This is a genomic window from Roseibium sp. TrichSKD4 (genome assembly GCF_000148725.1).
Classification (GTDB): Bacteria; Pseudomonadota; Alphaproteobacteria; order Rhizobiales; family Stappiaceae; genus Roseibium.
The window spans coordinates 57990-79498 of the sequence record NZ_GL476313.1 but is presented as its reverse complement, the minus strand read 5'-3'; the positions used below and the strand labels follow the sequence as shown (position 1 = coordinate 79498).

17 protein-coding genes are annotated in these 21509 nt (G+C 54.2%); 3 read left to right on the top strand and 14 right to left on the bottom strand.

The window, feature by feature from the left end:
* Positions 1–112 precede the first annotated feature (112 nt).
* Both uxaC and TRICHSKD4_RS11545 read right to left on the bottom strand, forming a co-directional pair.
* Positions 113–1519, bottom strand: coding sequence for a glucuronate isomerase (uxaC, locus tag TRICHSKD4_RS11550; RefSeq protein WP_009467437.1), 1407 nt, complete (start codon positions 1517–1519; stop codon positions 113–115).
* Between the two features lie 11 nt (positions 1520–1530).
* The gene (locus TRICHSKD4_RS11545) at positions 1531–2961 is read right to left on the bottom strand and encodes a mannitol dehydrogenase family protein (RefSeq protein ID WP_009467436.1); all 1431 of its coding nucleotides are present in this window, start codon (positions 2959–2961) and stop codon (positions 1531–1533) included.
* A 116-nt stretch (positions 2962–3077) separates the two neighbouring features.
* On the opposite strand from TRICHSKD4_RS11545, the gene uxuA reads away from it, so the two are divergent.
* From uxuA to TRICHSKD4_RS11530, 3 genes are all read left to right on the top strand, one after another.
* On the top strand, positions 3078–4244 hold the full coding sequence (gene uxuA, locus TRICHSKD4_RS11540) for a mannonate dehydratase (protein ID WP_040616780.1): 1167 nt from the start codon (positions 3078–3080) through the stop codon (positions 4242–4244).
* A gap of 376 nt (positions 4245–4620) precedes the next feature.
* Positions 4621–6198 (top strand): Re/Si-specific NAD(P)(+) transhydrogenase subunit alpha, encoded by a 1578-nt coding sequence (locus TRICHSKD4_RS11535; RefSeq protein WP_009467434.1) that lies wholly within the window; start codon positions 4621–4623, stop codon positions 6196–6198.
* Positions 6199–6215: 17 nt separating this feature from the next.
* Entirely contained in the window at positions 6216–7649 is a 1434-nt protein-coding gene (locus TRICHSKD4_RS11530; RefSeq protein ID WP_009467433.1) for an NAD(P)(+) transhydrogenase (Re/Si-specific) subunit beta, read from the top strand.
* 269 nt (positions 7650–7918) lie between these two features.
* Here TRICHSKD4_RS11530 and TRICHSKD4_RS11525 read toward each other — a convergent pair whose 3' ends face one another.
* The 12 genes from TRICHSKD4_RS11525 to TRICHSKD4_RS11470 form a co-directional block, all read right to left on the bottom strand.
* Positions 7919–8575, bottom strand: a complete 657-nt coding sequence (locus TRICHSKD4_RS11525) for a class II aldolase/adducin family protein (protein ID WP_009467432.1) — start codon at positions 8573–8575, stop codon at positions 7919–7921.
* 65 nt (positions 8576–8640) lie between these two features.
* The gene (locus TRICHSKD4_RS11520) at positions 8641–9459 is read right to left on the bottom strand and encodes a TIGR01459 family HAD-type hydrolase (protein ID WP_009467431.1); all 819 of its coding nucleotides are present in this window, start codon (positions 9457–9459) and stop codon (positions 8641–8643) included.
* On the bottom strand, positions 9456–10715 hold the full coding sequence (locus tag TRICHSKD4_RS11515) for an FGGY-family carbohydrate kinase (protein WP_009467430.1): 1260 nt from the start codon (positions 10713–10715) through the stop codon (positions 9456–9458). Before TRICHSKD4_RS11515 ends, TRICHSKD4_RS11520 begins: the two co-directional genes overlap by 4 nt.
* Entirely contained in the window at positions 10715–11782 is a 1068-nt protein-coding gene (locus TRICHSKD4_RS11510) for a class II aldolase/adducin family protein (protein WP_009467429.1), read from the bottom strand. Before TRICHSKD4_RS11510 ends, TRICHSKD4_RS11515 begins: the two co-directional genes overlap by 1 nt.
* The gene (locus TRICHSKD4_RS11505) at positions 11766–13340 is read right to left on the bottom strand and encodes a glycerol-3-phosphate dehydrogenase (protein WP_247642812.1); all 1575 of its coding nucleotides are present in this window, start codon (positions 13338–13340) and stop codon (positions 11766–11768) included. The genes TRICHSKD4_RS11510 and TRICHSKD4_RS11505 overlap by 17 nt, the downstream gene beginning before the upstream one ends.
* A gap of 17 nt (positions 13341–13357) precedes the next feature.
* On the bottom strand, positions 13358–14398 hold the full coding sequence (locus TRICHSKD4_RS11500) for a 2-hydroxyacid dehydrogenase (RefSeq protein WP_009467427.1): 1041 nt from the start codon (positions 14396–14398) through the stop codon (positions 13358–13360).
* Entirely contained in the window at positions 14395–15957 is a 1563-nt protein-coding gene (locus TRICHSKD4_RS11495) for an FGGY-family carbohydrate kinase (RefSeq protein WP_009467426.1), read from the bottom strand. The genes TRICHSKD4_RS11500 and TRICHSKD4_RS11495 overlap by 4 nt, the downstream gene beginning before the upstream one ends.
* Entirely contained in the window at positions 15954–17075 is a 1122-nt protein-coding gene (locus TRICHSKD4_RS11490) for an ABC transporter ATP-binding protein (RefSeq protein ID WP_009467425.1), read from the bottom strand. Before TRICHSKD4_RS11490 ends, TRICHSKD4_RS11495 begins: the two co-directional genes overlap by 4 nt.
* A complete protein-coding gene (locus TRICHSKD4_RS11485; protein WP_009467424.1) occupies positions 17075–18181 on the bottom strand; it encodes an ABC transporter ATP-binding protein in 1107 nt (368 codons plus the stop codon). The genes TRICHSKD4_RS11490 and TRICHSKD4_RS11485 overlap by 1 nt, the downstream gene beginning before the upstream one ends.
* Positions 18182–18185: 4 nt before the next feature.
* Entirely contained in the window at positions 18186–19043 is an 858-nt protein-coding gene (locus TRICHSKD4_RS11480; RefSeq protein WP_009467423.1) for a carbohydrate ABC transporter permease, read from the bottom strand.
* Positions 19044–19046: 3 nt separating this feature from the next.
* Positions 19047–19961: a carbohydrate ABC transporter permease gene (locus tag TRICHSKD4_RS11475; RefSeq protein ID WP_050763413.1), complete on the bottom strand. Its 915-nt coding sequence runs from the start codon at positions 19959–19961 to the stop codon at positions 19047–19049.
* Between the two features lie 87 nt (positions 19962–20048).
* Positions 20049–21488: an ABC transporter substrate-binding protein gene (locus tag TRICHSKD4_RS11470; RefSeq protein ID WP_009467421.1), complete on the bottom strand. Its 1440-nt coding sequence runs from the start codon at positions 21486–21488 to the stop codon at positions 20049–20051.
* Positions 21489–21509: the final 21 nt, after the last annotated feature.

Sequence of the window (21509 nt, the reverse complement as noted above, 5' to 3'; positions counted from 1 at the left end):
CAGTGCAACGAGCCTTTTCGTCTCATGAGGCGTACATCCGCTTGCACTGAGTAAAATGGTGAACTGGGGTCGGATATAGTCGCCCCTACCGCTGATTTGGCGTTTTGGTGTGTCAATTCATGAACCAATCCCGAGCATTTTCGTAGCACACCCGCCGGATCAGGGCATCAGTTGCACGCGGTTGGTCGGGAATGCTGCCGTCTTCTACCCATCTTCCCACCATTCGGCAAACCAGCCGGCGATAGTATTCGTGACGCGGGAATGACAGGAAGGAGCGGGAATCGGTAAGCATTCCGATGTAACGCGAGAAAAGCCCCATCTGGGCAACTTGCGTCATCTGTCGCTCCATACCGTCGATCTGATCATTATACCACCAACCCGGACCTGCCTGTATTTTTCCGGGCTCTGACCCATCCTGAAAGTTCCCTGCAATAGTGACGAGCACTTCATTCAAGGTTGGATTCAGGCAATAAAGAATTATGCGCGGCAGAGCTTTTCGTGTGTTGATCTTATCGAGAAGCGCATTCAATTCGGCAGCAAGCGCATAGTCTGCCATGCTGTCACCGCCGATGTCTGGACCCAAGGCTTTGTACAAACGTGTGTTTTGATTGCGCATAGCGCCGATGTGAAACTGCATGACAATATTGCGTTCTGCATAGGCTGCCCCAAGCTCGACCAGTAGAGCCCCGGTAAAATCGGCAGCATCCTGAGTGGGGACGTCTTTCCCGTTCTGTCCACGCTGTAAAATCGCGTCAAGATCCATTGGGTGTCGGGGTTCAAACGCATGGAGGCGCGTCAAACCGTGATCGGCAGCCTTACAGCCATAGGATACGAAAAAATTCAAACGTGTGAGGAGTGCCGAGAGCAGATCCTCAAACCGATTGATGTTGGTACCACTGACCTCAGATAACCTTTTGATGTATTCTGCAAAGCCTGAAGCTGCTGGATTGAGCGCCTTGTCCGGGCGGAAGCTTGGGGCGATCTTGAACGGAAGGGTGCTGTCAGACTGTGCGGCCAAGTGATGCTTCAGGTCATCGCAAGGATCGTCAGTTGTCCCGACATATTCGACATTCATCTGCGCGAGTAATCCTTGGGCGCTATGGGTTTTCGCGTTCAGTAGAGCATTGGCCAAATCCCAGACTTCAGCAGCTGTTTCCGGTGATAAAATGCCATCCCAGTCGAAGTATCGTTGAAGTTCTAGATGGGTCCAGTGATGCAGCGGATTGCCAAGACAGTGCGGAATGGTTTCGGCGAACGCATCGAACTTTTCCCGGAAGGAGGTATCACCCGTTATGCGCTCTTCAGGGATACCATTCCAGCGCATGGCTCGCCATTTGTAGTGGTCGCCTTCAAGCCAGATTTCACCAATGGATTGCCATGAACGATCTGAAGCAATTGCCTCCGGGTCCAGGTGATTGTGGAAGTCCACAATCGGCAAAGGGGCTGCGACGTCATGAAAAAGACGGCGGCTTTCCGGAGTGCCGAGCAGAAAATCAGGGCCGAGAAAGGGAGCTGACATAGTGGTTTCCGTTAGTTCGCTTCGGCAAGCGCTGTTTGCACACCTTTGGTCGACAAGGTCTCAAAGGCACCTTGGATTGTCTCGGTGAAGATGGGATTGGCAACAAGGTCTGGCGCAAAGATCATCTCCAGTGACAAAAGCTGTCGGACATATTCGGCCTTGTCGTTTTGAGCAGCGATCTCACTTATTTTATCGGCCAACTGGTCGTTGAGAGGCAGATCGTGTCCGGCCTCGCTCCTACCGCGGCAATATTGCATCCAACCTGCGATGCCGAGTGCAGCGAGAGGCCACGGCCTTTTAGCTTTTAAATGGAACTTGATCGGGGCAAGAAGCCGTTGTGGGAGTTTCTGTGTGCCGTCTGCCGCGATTTGTGTTGTCTTGTGTTGCAGGGCGCGATTTGAAAAGCGTTCCATCAAAGCGTCGATATAGGCTGGAACATCGACATTATCGGGCATTGAAAGAGACTTGGCTTGCTCCTGCATAAGGTTGCAGGCTTCGCTTCGAAGTGTCGTGTCTGTCATGCATTCGGCGATGGTTTCTTTTCCATCGAGTGCGCCAAGATAGGCCAAAAAGGAGTGCGTACCGTTCAGCAAACGGAGCTTTAGGTCCTCATAAGGTTCCACATCCCGCACAAGTTCAACCCCGCCGAGGTTCCAGTCCGGGCGCATGGCCGCAAAGTTGTCCTCGACGACCCATTGGCGGAATTGCTCGCAAAACACTCCGTTGGGGTCAGGAGAACCGAGTGCGATCGCCATTTTCGTATTGGATTCTTCTGTCATGGCGGGTGTTATGCGATCCACCATAGAGCACGGAAAAGTGCAGTTGGTTGATATCCAGTCAGCAAGCTCTGGGTCTATTTTATTGGCGTACTCCAGAACAGTTGTTTGGCAAAGCTGGCCATTTGCCGGGAGGTTGTCGCAGGATAGGATTGTCAGGCCTGCGTTCTGTGCGGCACTCCGCAGGCGAAGACTTTCAACAAGGATGCCGATTGCGGTCTTGGGGGCGTTTGGGGTTTTGAGGTCTGCAACAATCGCAGGGTTGTTTGTGTCCAGATGACCCTTTGAAAGGCAGTAACCCTTCTCAGTGATCGTCAGTGTAACGACTTGCAGGTCCGGGTCTGCGAGTTGGCCCAAAAGCGCATTTGTGCCATCTCGCCGAGGATGAAGTGTCTTGATGACCGCACCAACACGACGAAGGTGCAGGTCGTCGTCAGCCATCTCGCCAACAGTGAATAGTCCATGGGTCTTGTCGAGCTTGGTGAGCGTTTCTTCGCCAGAGTTTAGTCGGCAAACAACCATGCCCCAGTCACTTTGGGACTTCCGCAGCATCTCATCATGAAACACGCAAACATGTGCCTTTGCGAAAGCTCCGAAGCCAATGTGCATAATGCGAGGTTTCAAGCGACTGCGGTCATAATCGGCAGGGAACAGGGATGGCGGCATGGTAGGAATTCCTCAGGGTAAGCAGATGCGTAACTCTGACCATGCTGCATGGTCTTCGCTTTGACAATGAAAGGAGAGGATCTAATCTCTCGGTGAAAGAAAAAGGGGCGGATGCGATGATTGAAAGTTGGCGCTGGTTTGGACCTGAAGACCCCATTTCACTTCAAGATGTTCGCCAAACCGGTGCAGTCGGGATTGTAACTGCCTTGCACGATCAGCCCAACGGGGTTGTTTGGCCACGGGAAGCGATCAGGACGCGCCGAGAGATGATCGAGCAAGCTGGCTTAACTTGGCAGGTTGTCGAAAGCATTCCTGTTCATGAGGACATCAAAAGCGCCGCTTCGGGCTGGGAGAGGCTAGCCCAAAATTGGGCTGAAACGGTAAAGCTGCTGGCTCAAGAGGGTGTGAGGACAATCTGTTATAATTTTATGCCCGTTTTGGACTGGACACGAACTGATCTTGAATGCCTTCTGCCAGATGGTGCGACTGCCCTTCGGTTTGAGTTTCCAGCTTACGCAGCATTTGACCTGTTCGTTTTGAAGAGGGAAGGTGCTATAGCGGATTATACGTTGGAGGATGTTGAAGCAGCAGAAAGATGGCTTGCAGACAAGTCCGATGAAGATGTTAAACGTCTTACGGATACGATTATCGCGGGGCTTCCCGGATCGGAAGAAAGTTACACCTTAGACCAGTTCAAAGAACGTCTTGAGGCCTACAAGGGAATTGATCGCGAACAGCTTTTTCAAAATCTTCAGAACTTTCTGGAGATCGTTATCCCAGCTGCAGATGAGGCGGGAGCCGTTCTGGCAATTCACCCCGATGACCCCCCTCGCCCAATTTTTGGCCTGCCCCGGATCGTTTCCAACTTGGAAGATCTTCACCGGATCAAAGCAATGCATCCTTCAGTCTCAAACGGCTTCACGGTTTGCTCCGGGTCTTTGGGAGTGCACGCGGATAATGATTTGCCGAAGATTGTTGGCGAACTGGGTGAGCGTGTGCATTTCATGCATCTGCGAGCAACGCGCCGGGAGGAAGACCCAAGGAGTTTTTACGAAGACAACCACCTGGAAGGTGATGTCGACATGATTGCGGTCCTTCGGGTGGTCAGATGTCTGGAACGAGAACTTGGCAAAGAGATTCCAATGCGTCCGGATCATGGACATCGCCGTCTTCATGATCTGCAAGAGACTTCAACGCCGGGCTATCCTGCAATTGGCAGACTGCGTGGGCTTGCCGAACTACGGGGGGCAATTAAGGCAATCGACCATTTCGAGAACCCTTGAGCTCTCTCGTGTGCCCTTTGGCGGTTGCGGGCGGAAATGCAGTGAGGGTTTCGTATAGTCAAATGCCGATTAGTAAGGGAATGTCCTTACCTTGAGTTGCGCAGTGCAAAAACTTTTCTATCACCGGGTGGAAAGTATAATAAACGGCCCTTCAAACAGGTCTGTGAACGTGGTATTTGCCGATATATCGTTGGTAAATATGCCGGTGATTTTGTTGTCGGACCACTTCGGCAATCAAATTGGGCCACGATCTGGGTGAATTGAGAGACTTGATACAATTGTTTCCCACCTTATCGAACACCTGGTCATTTCCTGTGGGGGCACTTCAGGAATGAAAACGGATTTGTTGTCGCCCAAAACGAAGAAGGCGTGATTTATGGGACAGAAGATAGGAACGCCTCGGGAAGTATTTCCCGGAGAGGCGCGGGTTGCTATGACGCCGGATTCTGCAAAACAGCTGCAGAAACTGGGGTTTGAGTGCGCGATCGAGGCGGGTGCCGGTGCGCTGGCAGGTTTTTCCGATGAGGCGTATGCAGAAGCTGGTGTAGAGATCATCAAGACACCGGCTGCCCTTTGGAAAGCGGCCGACATCATCACGAAGGTGCGTCAGCCAACCGAAACAGAACTGAAACGCCTGACATCCGACAAAACGCTGATTTCCTTCTTCAATCCTGCCGGAAACGAAGAGGGGCTTGAGCTGGCCAAATCGAAAGGCGCCAGCGTCATTGCCATGGAAATGGTCCCACGGATCAGCCGTGCGCAGAAGATGGATGCTCTCTCATCCATGGCGAATATCGCCGGATATCGTGCCGTCATTGAAGCGGGCAACAATTTTGGTCGCTTCTTCACCGGCCAGATCACTGCGGCTGGTAAGGTTCCTCCCGCAAAGGTCTTGGTTGTTGGAGCTGGTGTTGCCGGTCTTGCGGCCATCGGCACCTCGACTAGTCTCGGCGCTGTCACCTACGCTTTTGATGTTCGTCCGGAAGTGGCTGAGCAAGTTGAGAGTATGGGCGCTGAATTTGTCTATCTCGACTTTAAAGAAGAGCAGCAAGATGGAGCCGCGACCGGTGGATACGCCTCGGTCTCCAGCCCAGAATTCCGTGAAGCGCAGCTTGCCAAGTTCCGTGAACTGGCGCCAGACATGGACATCGTCATCACCACGGCCCTGATTCCGAACCGCGAAGCTCCAAAGCTTTGGCTGGAAGACATGGTCAAGGCCATGAAGCCCGGTTCTGTGATCGTTGACCTTGCCGCTGAAAAAGGCGGCAATGTTGACGGTACAGTGATGGACGAGAAGGTTGTGACCGACAACGGCGTAACGATTATTGGTTACACCGACTTCCCGAGCCGTATGGCGGCTCAGTCTTCCACTCTTTATGCGACCAACATCCGTCACATGATGACCGACCTGACCCCTGAAAAGGACGGTCAGATTGCACATAACATGGAAGATGATGTGATCCGTGGGGCAACTGTGACCCACGAAGGGGAAGTCACCTTCCCACCTCCACCGCCGAAAGTTCAGGCCATTGCGGCCAAGAGCCAGGAAAAGCCTAAGGAACTCACCCCAGAAGAGTTGCGCGCCAAGGAAATGGCGGACTTTAAGGCTCAGACCAAGCAGCAGGTCACCTTGCTGGCTGTTGGTGCTGCGCTGATCCTTGGTGTGGGGCTCGTTGCTCCGGCCAGCTTCATGCAGCACTTCATCGTGTTCGTGTTGGCTGTTTTCGTGGGTTTCCAAGTGATCTGGGGTGTTGCGCACAGCTTGCACACACCGCTGATGGCAGTGACCAACGCGATCTCCTCAATCATCATTCTGGGTGCGCTGATGCAGATCGGTTCGGGCAGTTTCCTTGTCATATTGCTCGCCGCGCTCTCGGTCTTCATGGCCGGCATCAACATATTTGGTGGCTTCCTAGTGACGCGCCGAATGCTCGCCATGTTCCAAAAGTCTTGAATTGAGAGAGTAGTCAGATGGATTTCGGATTTACGACAGCGGCCTATGTGGTCGCGGCTGTTCTCTTCATTCTCTCTCTTGGGGGATTGTCAGGACAGGAGAGCGCAAAACGCGCAGTATGGTACGGCATTGCCGGTATGGCACTGGCGGTGTTCGCCACATTGATTGGACCCGGCTCTGGCCTGTGGCTCCTGTCGCTGGTACTGATCGCTGCAGGTGGCGTGATCGGCTATTTTCTGGCAAACCGGGTTCAAATGACCCAGATGCCGGAACTGGTTGCGGCCATGCACTCGCTGGTTGGTTTGGCTGCTGTTTTCGTGGGCTTTAACGCGCATATCGAACTTGGCCGCGTTCTGGCCATGGATGAAAGTGAGCGAAAGGCCCTTGAGGGTTTTGCAGCGCTTTTGGCCAAGAAGGATGCGGTTGAGATCGCGATCCTGCGGGTGGAACTATTCCTCGGTGTCTTCATCGGTGCGATTACCTTCACAGGGTCTGTCGTTGCCTATGGCAAGCTGGCCGGTAAGGTCACCTCTGCAGCAACAAAGCTGCCGGGCGGCCACATGCTCAATGCAGGGGCTGCAGCCATCTCCCTGATCGCCCTGGTCTGGTACTTCAACACTGGTGGCTGGTTCCCGTTGATCATCATGACGATCGCTGCGCTCTTCATCGGGTATCACCTGATTATGGGCATCGGCGGTGCCGACATGCCAGTGGTAGTGTCCATGCTGAACAGCTATTCGGGCTGGGCGGCTGCTGCGATTGGTTTCTCGCTTGGCAACGACCTTCTGATCGTCGTAGGTGCGCTGGTTGGTTCCTCAGGTGCGATCCTGTCCTACATCATGTGTAAGGCAATGAACCGATCGTTCATTTCGGTGATTTTGGGCGGCTTTGGTGGCACAACCGGACCAGCCATGGAAGTGGAAGGTGAGCAGATCGCCATTGATGCCGATGGAGTAGCATCCGCACTGGAAGATGCTGACCAGATCATCATCATTCCAGGCTACGGTATGGCGGTTGCACAGGCTCAGCAGAATGTTGCTGAACTCACCCGTCGTCTGCGTGCCAAGGGCAAAACCGTGCGCTTCGCCATTCACCCGGTTGCGGGTCGTTTGCCGGGACACATGAACGTACTGCTTGCTGAAGCGAAAGTGCCTTACGATATCGTTATGGAAATGGACGAAATCAACGAGGACTTCCCGGACACGGACGTTGCCATCGTCATTGGCTCCAATGACATCGTCAACCCGGCTGCTCAGGAAGACCCGAACTCGCCGATCGCTGGCATGCCAGTGCTTGAGTGCTGGAAGGCCAAGCAGGTCTTCGTCTCCAAGCGCGGGCAGGGCACAGGTTACTCCGGTATTGAGAACCCACTGTTCTACAAGGAGAACACGCGCATGTTCTACGGCGATGCGAAGGCTTCGCTCGACAAGCTTTTGACCTTGATCAGCTGATCTGCTGTCAGGTTGTCAAAAATAATGCCCGCCGCAGTCAACTGCGGCGGGCTTTTTGTGTCGGTGTCGAGGACCTTGCGTTATTCCGGACGAGTGCAGCGAAGCTGCAGGAAGATCCGGAACCTGGCGTATCAGCATGAGCGTAGGCGCATACAAGACATTTAGGATTAGCCACGCTACGCGTGACTGATGTCTGGAATCCTGATCACCGCTTCACATACGTTCAGCTGGTCTGGAATGACCGAAGTGTCCGGTCTGGCAACCAGAACTTACTTGTCCTGAAGTCCGTAGCCGGAAAAACCTTTCATCGTGTCTTCGATTTCTTCATCGCTCAAAATGGTTGGGCCGCCGATTTGAAGGCTTAGATAATATTGCTTGGCGATGGTCTCCAGCTCAATCGCGCGCCACATGGCTTTGGCAAGGTTTTCGCCGATAGCAATCATGCCGTGATTGGCGAGAAGGCAAGCAGTGCGGTCCTGCATGGCTTCAATAGCCAAAACGGAAAGTTCTTCAGTTCCAAACGTGGCGTAGCCTGCGCAGCGCACGGATGTTCCGCCGAAGGCCGCGATCATATAGTGGCAGGATGGGATGTCCTTGCGGGCAATGGCGAGTGTTGTGCAATAGGTGGGATGAGCATGTACCACTGCACCAGCGTCCGGACGATCCCGCAGCAATTTTTGATGAAACCGCCATTCGGTTGATGGCTTCAAAGGCCCTTCACAAGCAACACTGGTATCTTCCAGTCCGACCGAGGAGACCATTTCAGGCGTCATCTGGTCGTAAGGGGTGGCTGATGGTGAAATGAGCATTCGGTCTTCAAAGCGTACTGAAATGTTGCCGGATGTTCCCTGATTAATGCCGCTTGAGTTCATTTCGCGGCATCGGGCGACAATCTCTTCGCGGAGGGCAAGTTCATCTTTGTTCATAAGCCCAATCTCCTGTTCGGTTTTGCAGCTGACTCTCGGTCGGCTCGATGAGCGATGTTGTGTGATCAGAGTGTGAGGGTGGTCATGACGAAGTTGGGTTGTGTTTCTGAGATCCCGGCTCCCGCTTGAACGCCACTGGAGATCAAGAGCGTCAGGCACCCCGCTGCAGCACCACCAGCAATATCATGATGTGGGCTGTCTCCAATCATCAGAGTTCTGCCAGGAGGTGGGCTTCCCAAGGCATGCAAACCGGCTTCAAAGATTTCGCGGTACGGTTTTCCGATTACTTCCACCGGACCGCCCGCGTTTTGGTAGTCTTCAGCGACTATCCCGGCTCCGAAGGCAGCAGACCCGTTTACATACATCATGTGGTCAGGGTTTGCGCAGATGGCCGGGACACCCTTTCGGGCAAGATTTTTCAGCATGGATTTGTAGTCATTTCTGGAATGGCTTTCAGGTGTCACGCCTGAGAGAAAGACCAAATCAATTTCGGTGTGGGCAGTGTCCAGAACCTCAAAACCCAGACCGTCCAGAACGCTGCTGTCATTGTCACGCGCCAGGTTGAGAACCCGATTTCCAGGCCGAAGAATTCCAGCTTCAAGCTTGTTTTGGATCAGAGCGCGCGCGAGATCGCCGCTGGTTACGACATCGGAAACAAGGTCGTTTGAGAACCCAAGGCGGGTCAGTCGCTTTATATTTGGGGCTTTTGTCCGACCGGAGTTTGTCAGGGCAACGACAGGTTTGCGAGTATCACGAAGCGCTTCAAGGCAGGGAATGGCGCCATCAAACACTGTTTGCCCGTCATGCAGCACACCGAACTGATCAATCAGTACAGCGTCAAAACGGTCCATGATCTGGCTCAACCTCTGGATTTCGCGTGTCACCTGCTGCCCTCCAGATAAGACCGGGCAATATGCGCTGAACCAACGGCAGCCTCGCCAGATTGGGAAGGGGGCGTTGGGGCATTGATCAGCGTGTTGCGGATGGATTTCCAGATTTTGTTTTTGCCGCCGCCGCCGACCGTGCGGAGAGTTTTTAAGGATGGTGCTCCCAACTCCTTAAGCCGCTGATAGCCGAGAGCCTCGATCCGCGCGATCCCTTCAAGTAGGCCGTGAAAGAACTGAACGTCGTCTTCTGGCCGTGGTGACAGTTTGGGAGCAAGATCTGGATCGTTGATCGGAAAGCGTTCTCCGGTCTTTGAAAGCGGGTAGTAGTCCAGACCGCTTGGTTGTTCTGGATCGATTCTGTCGCTGAGGTTCGCCATCTCATCTTCAGAAAAATACTGAAGAAGAACGCCGCCGCCCGTGTTGGAAGCCCCACCAGCTAGCCATCTCTCCCCAATCCGGTGGCTGTAGATCCCATACTCTGGAGCGAAGATTGGGGTATCGGACAAGAGTTTGAGGGTCATCGTGGTCCCGAGCGCCGTAACCGCGTCGCCGACCTCCTTGGCACCCGTGGCGAGAAAGGATGCGCATCCATCAGATACGCCAGCGACAATTGGAATGCCGGATGGCAGTCCAAAGGAACCGTTGGTGATCGCAGTTGCGGTTCCTGTCTGCACTACATCTGGAAGAAGATTTGCCGTTATGCCGGTTTCTGACAGCCAGTCGGGCCAGCATCGGGCAATCGGATCGTAGCCGGTCTTTAAAGCGTTGCTTTCATCGCTCGGAACGGGCGTTCCGGCAAGTTGTTCTGCTATCCAGTCTGCCTGATGGGCAATGCGGGTGACACCTGAGCGTTTTTGCAATTCCAGCGTCCTTGACAGGGCAGATGCCGGGCCATGCGCTGCACTTTCTTTCGGAGCAACAGCTGCGATGGCCTTCGGGATTTTTGGATCTGAAGTGGCGTCATTGTACATCAGTGCCGAACCCACGGGCCGGTTTTCTTGATCCAGAGCCAGAACCGTACCGGAGGTTCCGTCGACACTGATGGCTTCAATGGTTGACGGGTTAATTGCGCTTGCGAGCTCAGATGTCGCTTTGGCCAAGGCATCGAGCCACACCTCGGGGTCATTTCGTCCGCCCTTGGTCAGGTCCATTTCTGCCTTGGCGAGGTGGGCAAGAGTTCCATCTTCGCGCACGGCTGCAACTCGAACACCCGAGGTGCCAATATCAACGCCAAGGGCAAGGCGGTCAGACATCAGGCTGTCTCTGCTTTCTTATTGAGTTCCTGCCTCAACTTTTCAGCATCCCAGTTGATCAGCTCATCCTCTTGCGATTTCGTCAAATAGGTGAGTTCGGCGTCTTTTGGGATGCGCGTGATGATTTCGCCAAATCCATTTGCAAGTGCCAACATGGCAGGCGTGGAATCTGTCGGTATGGCAACGCCTCGGCCGGGGACCAGCACAAGTTTCCGACTTGCGTCTCCCGCACTGGCCCGCTCTGCCGCTTGATGCACACTCTCACCCGGTTCTGCGATTGCACAGCCGGGCCCGAGGAAAATCAAATGGTCGGGATAGAGCGTGTTGGCTTGGAGTTTCTCGATCAAATGCTCGGTAAAGGCGACGGTCTGTGTTTTGTGTGAGGGAGCAGCCATCCAGCCGGCCCCGAGGGCTTCTGGAGGAATGGCGCATAAGGTCGGCGGGTTTTCATGCTCATTGAGCTTAGACAGCCGCCTGCTTACTTCCAAAAGCAAAGCCTCCGCTCCGTCTACCGTGTTCCCGGTTGCGACCAAACCGTGATTTCCCAGAACAAGAACGCGGGTTTTAGGGGTTGTGCGTTCTATTATCGAATACGCAAGATCAAGACCTGGTTTGATGTAAGGAATGAACACAGCCTCAAGGTCTGATAAAGCCTCTGACACCAGCAATTCTGCATTCTTGCGAACAGCGACCGCAATCGTTTCCACGCAGTGGGTATGCAGCACGACGGGCCAATCCAGAACAGCGTGGACGCAGGTCTCAATTGAGGCGTGATGAGGTGGCGCATTTTCGACTTTTGCCGCGAAATCACGTGTGTTGCCTGCCCCCGGCTTTCTTGTCCGAACAGCCTCCGCAAACGCCTTGGCGAACACTGGTACAAAAATATCCCGCTCCGTTGCTTCCGCGAGCCATGTTCCGGAAGCCTTGATCCACATTGCCCCATCTCGCTTGATAGAGGTGTTGCCACCCGGGCCCTGCACTTGCAACGGATCGCGTCCCAATTTGGCTGATACATTAATCAGCTTCTGGAGCTCTAGGTCTTGTCTCAACTCAAGAAATGAGTGCATTGGCTTTTTGCCGGTCTTCTATCCAGGTTTCAAAAACGATGCGCTGAGTTTTGGTCAAAAACAGACCGTGTTTGGTGCGGCGGAGCAAGATGTCGTCCGCCGTTTGAGCCCACTCTTTTTCCATCAGCCATTCAGCTTCTTTTTCATAAAATTGCCCGCCAAAATGAACACCAAGGTCTGTCACGCTTGTAACGCCATCAAGGAGAAGGTGGGCATCGCCGCCGTAGCAATGGGCCAAATGCTTGAGTAGAGGTTTTGGCAGTTGTGGGTAAGCGCGATAAAAGTCATTTAGCCAACTAATAAACTGCTTTCCTCCCAAATCTCCGCCGGGCAATGGAGCATTGGCCGTCCATGAGGGCTGCATTTGGCGGAAGAACGGAGCAAGTTTTTCCAACGCATGTTCTGAGAGTTTGCGATAGGTAGTGAGCTTTCCGCCAAAGGCAGAAAGAATAGGGGGGCGGTCGCCTTCAGGTGCCAGTGAGCCGTCAATTTCGAACTCGTAGTCGCGGGTGACCGCAGAGGCGTTTTTGTTCGCATCATCGTCAAACAGGGGCCGGACACCGGAATAGTCAAAGAGCACCTCAGATGGCGAAAAGGTCTTTTCGAAATAAAGTTCCAGTATGTCGAGAAGGTAACGGACCTCCCCATCATCAATTGCAACGTCCTCGGCCTTGCCATCGAAAGGGATATCCGTTGTGCCCACAAGAGCCATATTCTCGAAATAGGGGTTCACAAAGATAAGCCGTTTGTCAGGTGCTTGAAGCACGAAGCCATTTTCACCTTCCCACCATTTGGGAAGGATGATGTGGCTACCCTTGACGAGGCGCACATTTAAACGGGAGTTTATGCCTGCGGATTGGCTGATGACCTTTTCCACCCATGGCCCGGCGGCATTGATGACTGCCTTGGCCCTGAGCGTTCTGATTGTCCCTGCGTTGTGGTCTCGCAGCTCGGCGCGCCAAACCTCGTCTTCTCGTCGCAGAGAGACACATTCATGGCGTGTCAGAATTTGTGCGCCTCGTCTGGCAGCATCCACCGCATTCAAAATGACAAGTCGGGCATCATCTATCCACACATCCCAATAACTGAATGCCTTGCGGTATTTGTTCTTGAGGCTGTTTCCAAATGCCTCACGAGAAAGATCAACAGCCTTGCTGGTCGGCACCCGTTTGCGACCCCCCAAATTGTCATAAAGAAACAGTCCAAGACGGATTAACCAGCGAGGTCTTTGGGTTGGGCTGTGCGGTAGGATCAATTGAAGCGGCCATGACAGGTGGGGTGCAGCTTCCAGAACGACTTCGCGCTCGATTAGAGCTTCTCGCACAAGCCGGAATTCGTAGTACTCCAGATAGCGCAAGCCACCGTGAATATATTTCCCAGACCGTGAGGATGTTCCTTCTGCAAGGTCTCCCTTTTCGCAAAGCGCGACTGACAAACCCCGTCCAGCGGCATCACGCGCGATGCCAACTCCGTTAATCCCACCGCCAACAACCAACAGGTCAACTTCCGCAGAAGGGGGTTGAGCCGACATGATCTCGTTTGATGGATCTGGGAACATCCTGTTCATGGGTTGCCTCAGCACGGTCTCAAGGGTGGTTCACCGGATATCCAGCGGCGGATTTCTTCCGCAATTCCTTGGGCGGCGATCTTCACTGTCTTTTGTGAGGCTCCTGCAATGTGTGGGGTCAGGGTGACATTTGGAAGCTGAAGAAGAGGATCATCTGGCCTGGTTGGCTCAACTGAAAATGTTTCGAGCATTGCACCGCCAAGGTGCCTGCTGACGAGAGCTTCATAGAGCGCTTCGTAATCCATCAAGGGACCGCGCGCGGTGTTTACGATCACCGAACCGGACTTCATTTGCTCAAATTCGGACCTGCCGATCATCCCGGTGGTTTCAGTTGTCACGCGCGGGTGGAGGGTGACCAGATCTGAGCGCTTCAGGAGGTCTGACAGGGCAACCTGCTCAACACCGTCCTTGGCATCGTCAACGGAGAGCTGAACATAGGGGTCGCAGACTAGAACCTTAGTTCCAAATGCGCGCAGAAGTTTCACAACGCGCGTGCCGATGTTGCCATAGCCGATGACCCCGATGGTCATGTCTGACAGTTCATTGCCAACGATATCACCGCGGTAAAGATCGCCGCGATATTCACCCTTTCTAAGCGCATCGTGACCCTTGGTGATGTTGCGGGTTTGGGTGATGATTGCCCCGATGGTGAACTCGGCAACTGCAGACGCATTTCTTCCCGGTGTATTGACCACCAGAACGCCTTTTTCCCGAGCCCTGTCCATCGCGATATTGACCGGACCGCCTCGAGACACGGCGACCAGCTTGAGGTGTGGGGCTGCGTCGAGCATTTCACTGGACACCGGCGCAAGGTGCGTGACCAACACGGGAGCATCTTGAAGATGGGAAAGCACCAACTCTGGTGTCCCCATGTATTCCTTGAGGCCTTCCAGACCGGCTTTTGCGTATCCGTGCTCCATGGGTTCGTCTGGCCAGGGTAGATCGAGGCAACGGCATGAAACGCTTTCACCGCAGGCCGCCTTTATTTCCCGTTCAAAGATGGAAGACTCCATGAACCGGTCGCCGATTATGGCGATTGAAGCGCTCATGACAGCTCCTTTCTGGCATAGGCCTGCAATTGCCAGACAGGTGACAGAGCTTGTCTGGTCTCAAGGTAAGCTGCGAAAAGGGTGCCGTATGTTTTTGCCAAACTGGTATCGGGCAAAACTGGCTCTTGAAGAAGGGGTGTTACCCATTTGGCTGCTGCGTCTTCAATACTTGCAAAGACGCCCTGTTTGACAGCCGCCATCATTGCTGCACCGGCGGCCCCTGCTTCAGGCTGGGCAATTGTCCGCACCGGTGCGTTCAGGGCGGAAGCCAGCATCTTGCGCAGTGCCTGTGACTTTGCCGCCCCGCCGGTCAAGCGGATTTCATGGGGGAGCGTGCCCATCGTCTGGTAGCAGTCCCGGGTGGCCAAAACCAAGCTGTCGAGCACGGATCGCAGGAGGTCTGGCCAAGTGGTGGTCTGGTCCAGACCGGTCCAGCTGGCCCGCGCATTTGGGTCGGTAAACGGTCCTCGCTCTCCTGCGGAAGAGATAAACGGGTGGAAAAGGGCTTTTCCGGCCGTTGCTGAAAGCACCAAATCATCGAGCGTGGCCAGAAAGTCATTTTGGTCTCGCTCAATTCCTTGTGAGGCCAAAATCTGTTGTGCAATGCCGAGCACCCAATCGATGTTCAAGGTTGCAGCCATGTTTGTCTGCATTTGCGCAAAGGCGCTGCCCGGGAATGCCATCGTGTATCCGCAGCGATCGTTATTGAGGGTCACATTTTCGGCGCTGGGCACAAACCGCATATGCATGCCCGTTGATCCAAGAATGGTGAGGCCGGGCATGTTTTGCGGATCATACAGACCGGCTCCCAACCCGCAGCACATGACGTCCACGAGACCGAGACTGACCGGCAAACCTTGAGGGAGGCCTGTTTGTGAGGCGGCTTTCGCGCTCAGTCCATGGGCGGTGGTGGTTCCGTCCAGAATAGGTGGCAATATGTGCTTAAATTCGCCAAGCCCGAGATCGGCCAACAGTTTGTTGCTGTAGGTGCGCGTTTTAAAGTCCCCAAAGGTGAAAAGGCCTTCGGTAATGTCGGTGGCAAATTCGCCGGTCAGTTGTAGATAAAGCCAGTCCTTGCAGTGCAGGGCCTTTCCGGCCTTTTCCAAGAGGTCTGGAGCATGAGCTTTCATCCAGCACAGGTGGCTGCGCATCTGACTGATATTGATGCCAGTTGCGGTGACCTCGTAAATACGTTTGCCGGTTTCACCCTGTTGAAGCGCCTTTGAAATGTCGGCTGCTCTTCCATCCAGCCAAAGCCAACCGTCATGGATGGGAGTTCCATTGTTATCGACCAGCCATGTGCCATCGCCCTGACCGGTAACAGCCAGCGACAGGCAGCGATTTGCGCAGTTGGGTATGGCCTCTGTCAGTTCCTTCAAAACGGCGGCAGTGTCAGACCAGGTCCGTTCCATATTTTGTTCAACGCCGCCATTTGGCAGGCTGGTGTAGGTGTTGCGGCGAACTGCTTGAGCGACCTCACGACCTGTTAAATCGAAAGCGACGGCTTTGATAACCGACGTTCCTGCATCAATTCCGATCAAAAGGTCCTTGTGACTCATGCCAGAACTCCACCGTGGCTGAGAGCTGCCCCTGTTGCCGGATCAAAGATGTGAAGGTCTTCGGGGTTTATTTGGACGTTCACTTGCTCACCCGGACCACAGCGCACACGGTCATGGGCAACGGACACGATGGACTTCCCGGCAAATCGTGCCGCTACATGGGTTTGGTCGCCGAGCCATTGATTAGCGTAGACTTCTGCAGGGTGCCCGGTTTCTGCCAAGTGAACGGAGTGGGGACGAATGCCGACGACTACGCTTTTGTTTGTCAGGACACGTTCAATGAGTTCAGGTGAGAACCGAGCTTTCGGGAATTCGAGTTTTACATCATCACCCAGTCGAAGGTGAATTTCGGTGTCATTCAAAGCCGCGCCAGCCTCAAACAGGTTCATCGGAGGTTCGCCAATGAAGGCGCCTGTGAAAATGTTTGCCGGCTTGTTTTTCAGGTTCTCCGGTGTGTCGAACTGCTGCAGCACACCGCCTTCCATCACCGCAATTCGATCCGCCAATGCATTTGCTTCGGTTTGATCGTGGGTCACCAGGATCGCGGTCAGATTATGTTGCTTTATGTAGTGCTTGATGCGGCCTCTGAGGAGTGCTCGAAGTTGTGGCTCCAGTTGGCCCATGGGCTCATCAAGCAAGTGGAGGTCTGCCTTGCGGATCAGTGAGCGCCCAAGGCTAGCGCGTTGTTGCTGCCCGCCGGAAATTGCGTTGGGGCGTTTGTCCAGAAAATCGCTGATTTCCAGCAACGCCGCAATTGCCTCGACCTGCTTGTTGACCTCAGTTGCAGGCATTTTTTCAGCCTTTAGCGCAAAGGCAATGTTCTCGCGAATACTCAAAGGCGGGTAAAGCGAGTAGCCCTCAAAAGCCATCGCAACACCGCGCTTGGCGGGGGGGAGACGATTGATCTCTTTGCTGTTGATGGCCATTTGGCCGGAACTTGCCTCTTCAAAACCGGCAATCATGCGGAGTGTTGAGGTTTTACCGCAGCCTGAGGATCCGAGGAGGGCTACGATTTCGCCTTTTTCAACGCTGAGGTCGAGGTTCTGGACCGCATGAACGGCGTGCGCGCTGCCAGGATTGTAGATCTTGTTGACCCCATTGAGTTCTAAAAGGGACATCAGGCCGCCTCCTCAACTCGTTCACCTGTTGTTACCGGCTCCAGCCGTTTGCCGGTTTGCCTGTCAAACAGGATCGCATCTTGTGCGGAGATGGTGATGTTCTGCTCGGGTCCTTCGGGAACTGTAGATTGCGCGGGTTGAGACACCAAAATTTCGCGCCCCCTTAAGGTCGTGACCAAGGTGACTGTCTTTTCATTGAAAGGGGTAACGGCTTCGATTGTAACGGGAAAACCGCCGTTTTGAGTGAAAGACAGGGCTTCAGGGCGCAGCCCCACGATGCAGTCACGGCCTGCAACACCTGGAAAATCGCCATGGAAGTCGACACGTTGGTCTGACAAGAAGGCGTGCAATCCTCGTTCGTCTTCCTGAGGCACAACATCCAGCAGGTTCACCGTTGGATCCCCGAAGAGTTGGGCAATTTCAGTATTTGCTGGGCGCTTGTAGATATCTTCCGGGGAGCCAATCTGCACAATGTTCCCCTGATCCAAAACCGCGATCCGTTCGCCCAAGGCCATGGCTTCCTTGTAGTCCTGCGTCACATAAACAACTGTCGCGCCTCGGTCCGCCAGGAGGCACGGCAGTTCCAGTCGCATCTCAAATCTCAGCTTTGCGTCTACGTTTCTAAGGGGATCATCGAGTAACAGGACTTTCGGTTCGGATACCAGCGCCCGCGCCAGTGCGGTGCGTTGCTTCTGTCCGTTGGAAAGGGCCTTGGGCGTGTGCGTCAGGACGTGGTCGATCTTCAGGAGTTCGGCGACGTCCTGCACTTTTCGTTTTATTTCCGAGGCAGACATGCGGCGGGACGTTAGAGAACTGGCGATATTGTCGAACGCGCTCATATGCGGGAACAGCGCAAAGTTTTGAAACGCCATACCGATACCGCGGTGTTCTGGTGGGACAGTTGTCATGTCCTGTCCGCCAATTGTCACCGATCCTGCATCCGGGTCGATGGCTCCCGCGATGGTCCGCAAGAGAACGGTTTTGCCAGCCCCGGATTTGCCGAAAAGCACCAGCGTGCCGCCTTCAGGAACGCTGAGCGAGATACCATCGAGAACAGTTTCGTTCTCGAAGGACTTTCTGATGTTGCTTAGATCAAGATAACTCATGAGATCACCCTTTCACCGCACCGAGGGACAGACCTTCGACGAGATAGCGCTGGGCCCAAAGGGCGAGAGCCAAAGTCGGAGCGATGGAAAGCACGACAGCCGCAGCGATCTGGCCGTATTGAATGCCGGACGCTGTTACGAAGGCGAGGGCCCCAACCGTCACCGGTTGCTTGTCTGCAGACGCTAGAACCAACGCGAAGATGAAGTTGTTCCAGGCAAAGATGAAGGCGAGTAGGCCAGCTGCAGCAATTCCGGGGCCCGCGAGTGGCAGCGCGATCTTGCGGAACGTGGCAAACCAGCTGTGTCCGGCAATTCGGTAGGCGTATTCAATGTCTGGTGAGATGTCTTCGAAATAGCCGCGGACAATCCAGAGGATCAGCGGCAAGCAGATCAGCTGGTAAACCCAGACCAGTCCCAGATAGGTGTCAGCCAACCCGATTTGCTGGAAGTATAGCGTAAGGGGCAGGAGTACCAGAAGCGGCGGGGCAAACCGGAAGGACAGAAGGGTAAAGGCAATGTCTTCCGATCCGCGGAATTTATGCCGGGCAAATGCGTAGGCAGCTGGAACGCCGAGACACAGGGCTACCGCGACCGAACTCACTGAAAGAATGATGGAGTTCATCAGGTTGTTCAGGAAATCAATACCCATGCTGGCGACATTGGAGTCCAGCCGTCCGGCGAGAATGGCCAGATAATTGTCGAAGGTTGGGACAAACGCCATGGAGGGCGGAGAGCGCAAAATGGTCTCATTGGTCTGCAGGCTCATGAGCACGATCCAGAAAATCGGGAACATGAAAAAGGTGACGATGAGAGCCAAGGCAAAGCGGCGCAGCCAGCGTTCCAAAAGGGATGTATGGTCCATGGTTTACGCTCCCCCTCGTGCCCGTTCGCGCAGGCGCAACCAGTTTTTGACGAAGATGTTTGACAGCACATATGTGATTGCCCAAAGGATGAGCAGCAGGGCCGTTGATCGCCCAACATTGGTGGATTGGAAGAAGTTCAAATACGCCTCAACCTGGAACACCATCAACGTGTCGCCGGGGCCGCCCTGGGTCATTGCGTAGATGATGTCGAACTGCTGGATAGAGTCGAGAAGGCGGAAAAGGGCTGCGGTCAAAATGTAAGGCATGAGCATTGGCAGGGTAATGCGCCAGAACTGCTCCAGCCGCGGCACGCCATCCAGAGCTGCGGCCTCAAACGGCTGTGTCGGCAAGGACCGCAAACCAGCCAGAAGCAGGATCATCATAAAGGGTGTGTAGACCCACACGTCGACCAAAACGACTGTGAAAAGAGCTGTGTCCGGTGAGGACCCCCAGCGGAAATCGGAGAACCCCAGAACCTGCATGAAATAACTCAGGATGCCGAAATTCGGGTTGGTCATCAGCTTGAACATCAGGGCAGCAAGTGCGGGCGCTGTCATAAGCGGCATCAAGAGCATGATGGAAATGAAATTATTGACCGGTGTTCGCTTTCTCAAAAGCAGCGCAATTGCCAAGCCGAGCAAAAGCTCCAGGACCACCGTAGACCCTGCATAGACCAGAGACACTTTCAGCGTGTTCCAGAAATCCGGGTCTGAGAGGAACTTCAGATAGTTTTCGCCCCAGTTCATGCCCCGGTTCCAGGGCTGCGACATTCTGTATTTTTGCAAGGAATAATAGATCGCCGTCACGAACGGGATCAGGATTCCGATGCAAACCAGAAGTGCAGGTAAACTCAGCACATAGGGCAGCATTTTGGGCGAAATGAGCTCACGCCTTTGGGGCATCGCGGTATCAGTCATGTGCCTACCGGACGGTTCAGATGATTTTTAAAGTCGGTGAAAGGGTGGAGCACACGGGGAGGGGACCGCGTGCTCCACAGGCTGCTCCTATCTCAGGCCTGCATCTGCAAGCTGGGAGTTCATGCTGTCAGCGAGTTGATCAAGGCCTTCGTCAACAGGCACTTCGTTGGCAACCATCTGTTGGAGCGTTGCTGCCCATTCTGTTGTCAAATCGAAGAACAGAGGCTGTGCAGTAAACTTGATGCTAGCACCAGGTGCGGAAACATCATGCATCTCCACGTAGCCCGGATAGCTCTTGTTGAGCCGCTCGCGGAAGATATCGCTGTTCCAGACCGACTGACGGACTGGATTGACGAAATCCATTTGAGTTGCGCCAAACAAGCCGTGTTCCGGACCTGATGCCCACTGCATGAAGTACCATGTCGCATCAAGGTCCTTGGAGAACTTCGACATGGCGAGCGACCAGATCCAGATATTTGGTGTCGGAGCAGAGGCTTCCGGATTGGCGGCAAATGGGGCATAGGCCAATTGACCCGCCATCGCATTTTCTCCGCCGTTCATGAAGTAGCCCAGTATGTCAGCATCAAAGATCATGGCTGACTTGCCCGCGCCGAGGTCTGTGCCGACCTGATACCAGGTGTGGCTGGACCAGTCGCTTGCGCCACTGTCCTGGATCATCTTGACCCATTTGGCGTGGAACTCTTTCGAGCCAGCCGTGTTCATTGCCGCAGACAGGCTGCCGCCGTCATTGGTCAGATCAGCCTCGCCGAAATTGGCATAGGCTGACAGGAAGCCCGGGTGAATGGTGGCCCAAGATCGGGAGCCGCGAACACCAACGCCGTAGACGCCATCATTGGCAGCCTGCACTGCTGCAGCCACTTCCAGCATCTGGTCCAGATTGGTTGGAACATCCAGTCCCGCCTTTTCCAGCATGGCAGCGTTATAAGTCAGGTTGTTCTGCTCATAGCCCCACGGAATACACCACTGTTTGGCGTCATCAGAGCCGAGTTCGCCACCCGGCACACCGTTCCAGGCGCAGGATTTGCGAACACCTGGAAGCATATCGTCCCAATTGTAGTTCGGATTGGTCTTGGCAGGATCATTGATCCATTCATTGTGATCGACGATCCAGCCTGCCGGGCCATAGGTCCAGGTCATGTAGGCGCCGGTCATAAAGGCATCATATTCGGTTGAACCGGATGATAGAGCGGCAGTTACCTTGTCGAAATAAACATCTTCGGGAAAGATGTCGTAGGTGACATCCATTCCGGTCAATTGTTTGAAGTTATCGAGATTGGCGATCATCGCATCGGTGTAAGGGTGCTTGTTCAAAAGCAGCTTGATGCCTTTACCAGAGTGCTTTTTCCAATCGAAGTCGGCAGCCTGAGCGTTGGTTGCCATCATATTATAAAGGGTTCCCGCTGCACCGGCTGTAACGCTCAGTGCGCCGAGCCTGCGGATCAAAGAACGGCGATCCATCTCCCCACGCAAGAAGGCCCCTATTGCGTCCTTTTCCTTATCATACATTCCCAATTCCTCCCTTGGTCG

What these genes read in the sequence shown, in the direction of transcription:
- TRICHSKD4_RS11515 (WP_009467430.1), bottom strand. Translation starts at nt 10,715, where the DNA reads ATGTCTGACCGCCTTGCCCTTGGCGTTGATATTGGCACCTCGGGTGTT.
- uxaC (WP_009467437.1), bottom strand. Translation starts at nt 1,519, where the DNA reads ATGTCAGCTCCCTTTCTCGGCCCTGATTTTCTGCTCGGCACTCCGGAA.
- TRICHSKD4_RS11525 (WP_009467432.1), bottom strand. Translation starts at nt 8,575, where the DNA reads ATGAACAAAGATGAACTTGCCCTCCGCGAAGAGATTGTCGCCCGATGC.
- TRICHSKD4_RS11535 (WP_009467434.1), top strand. Translation starts at nt 4,621, where the DNA reads ATGGGACAGAAGATAGGAACGCCTCGGGAAGTATTTCCCGGAGAGGCG.
- TRICHSKD4_RS11480 (WP_009467423.1), bottom strand. Translation starts at nt 19,043, where the DNA reads ATGGACCATACATCCCTTTTGGAACGCTGGCTGCGCCGCTTTGCCTTG.
- TRICHSKD4_RS11475 (WP_050763413.1), bottom strand. Translation starts at nt 19,961, where the DNA reads ATGACTGATACCGCGATGCCCCAAAGGCGTGAGCTCATTTCGCCCAAA.
- TRICHSKD4_RS11495 (WP_009467426.1), bottom strand. Translation starts at nt 15,957, where the DNA reads ATGAGTCACAAGGACCTTTTGATCGGAATTGATGCAGGAACGTCGGTT.
- uxuA (WP_040616780.1), top strand. Translation starts at nt 3,078, where the DNA reads ATGATTGAAAGTTGGCGCTGGTTTGGACCTGAAGACCCCATTTCACTT.
- TRICHSKD4_RS11510 (WP_009467429.1), bottom strand. Translation starts at nt 11,782, where the DNA reads ATGCACTCATTTCTTGAGTTGAGACAAGACCTAGAGCTCCAGAAGCTG.
- TRICHSKD4_RS11500 (WP_009467427.1), bottom strand. Translation starts at nt 14,398, where the DNA reads ATGAGCGCTTCAATCGCCATAATCGGCGACCGGTTCATGGAGTCTTCC.
- TRICHSKD4_RS11470 (WP_009467421.1), bottom strand. Translation starts at nt 21,488, where the DNA reads ATGTATGATAAGGAAAAGGACGCAATAGGGGCCTTCTTGCGTGGGGAG.
- TRICHSKD4_RS11485 (WP_009467424.1), bottom strand. Translation starts at nt 18,181, where the DNA reads ATGAGTTATCTTGATCTAAGCAACATCAGAAAGTCCTTCGAGAACGAA.
- TRICHSKD4_RS11505 (WP_247642812.1), bottom strand. Translation starts at nt 13,340, where the DNA reads ATGTTCCCAGATCCATCAAACGAGATCATGTCGGCTCAACCCCCTTCT.
- TRICHSKD4_RS11530 (WP_009467433.1), top strand. Translation starts at nt 6,216, where the DNA reads ATGGATTTCGGATTTACGACAGCGGCCTATGTGGTCGCGGCTGTTCTC.
- TRICHSKD4_RS11545 (WP_009467436.1), bottom strand. Translation starts at nt 2,961, where the DNA reads ATGCCGCCATCCCTGTTCCCTGCCGATTATGACCGCAGTCGCTTGAAA.
- TRICHSKD4_RS11490 (WP_009467425.1), bottom strand. Translation starts at nt 17,075, where the DNA reads ATGTCCCTTTTAGAACTCAATGGGGTCAACAAGATCTACAATCCTGGC.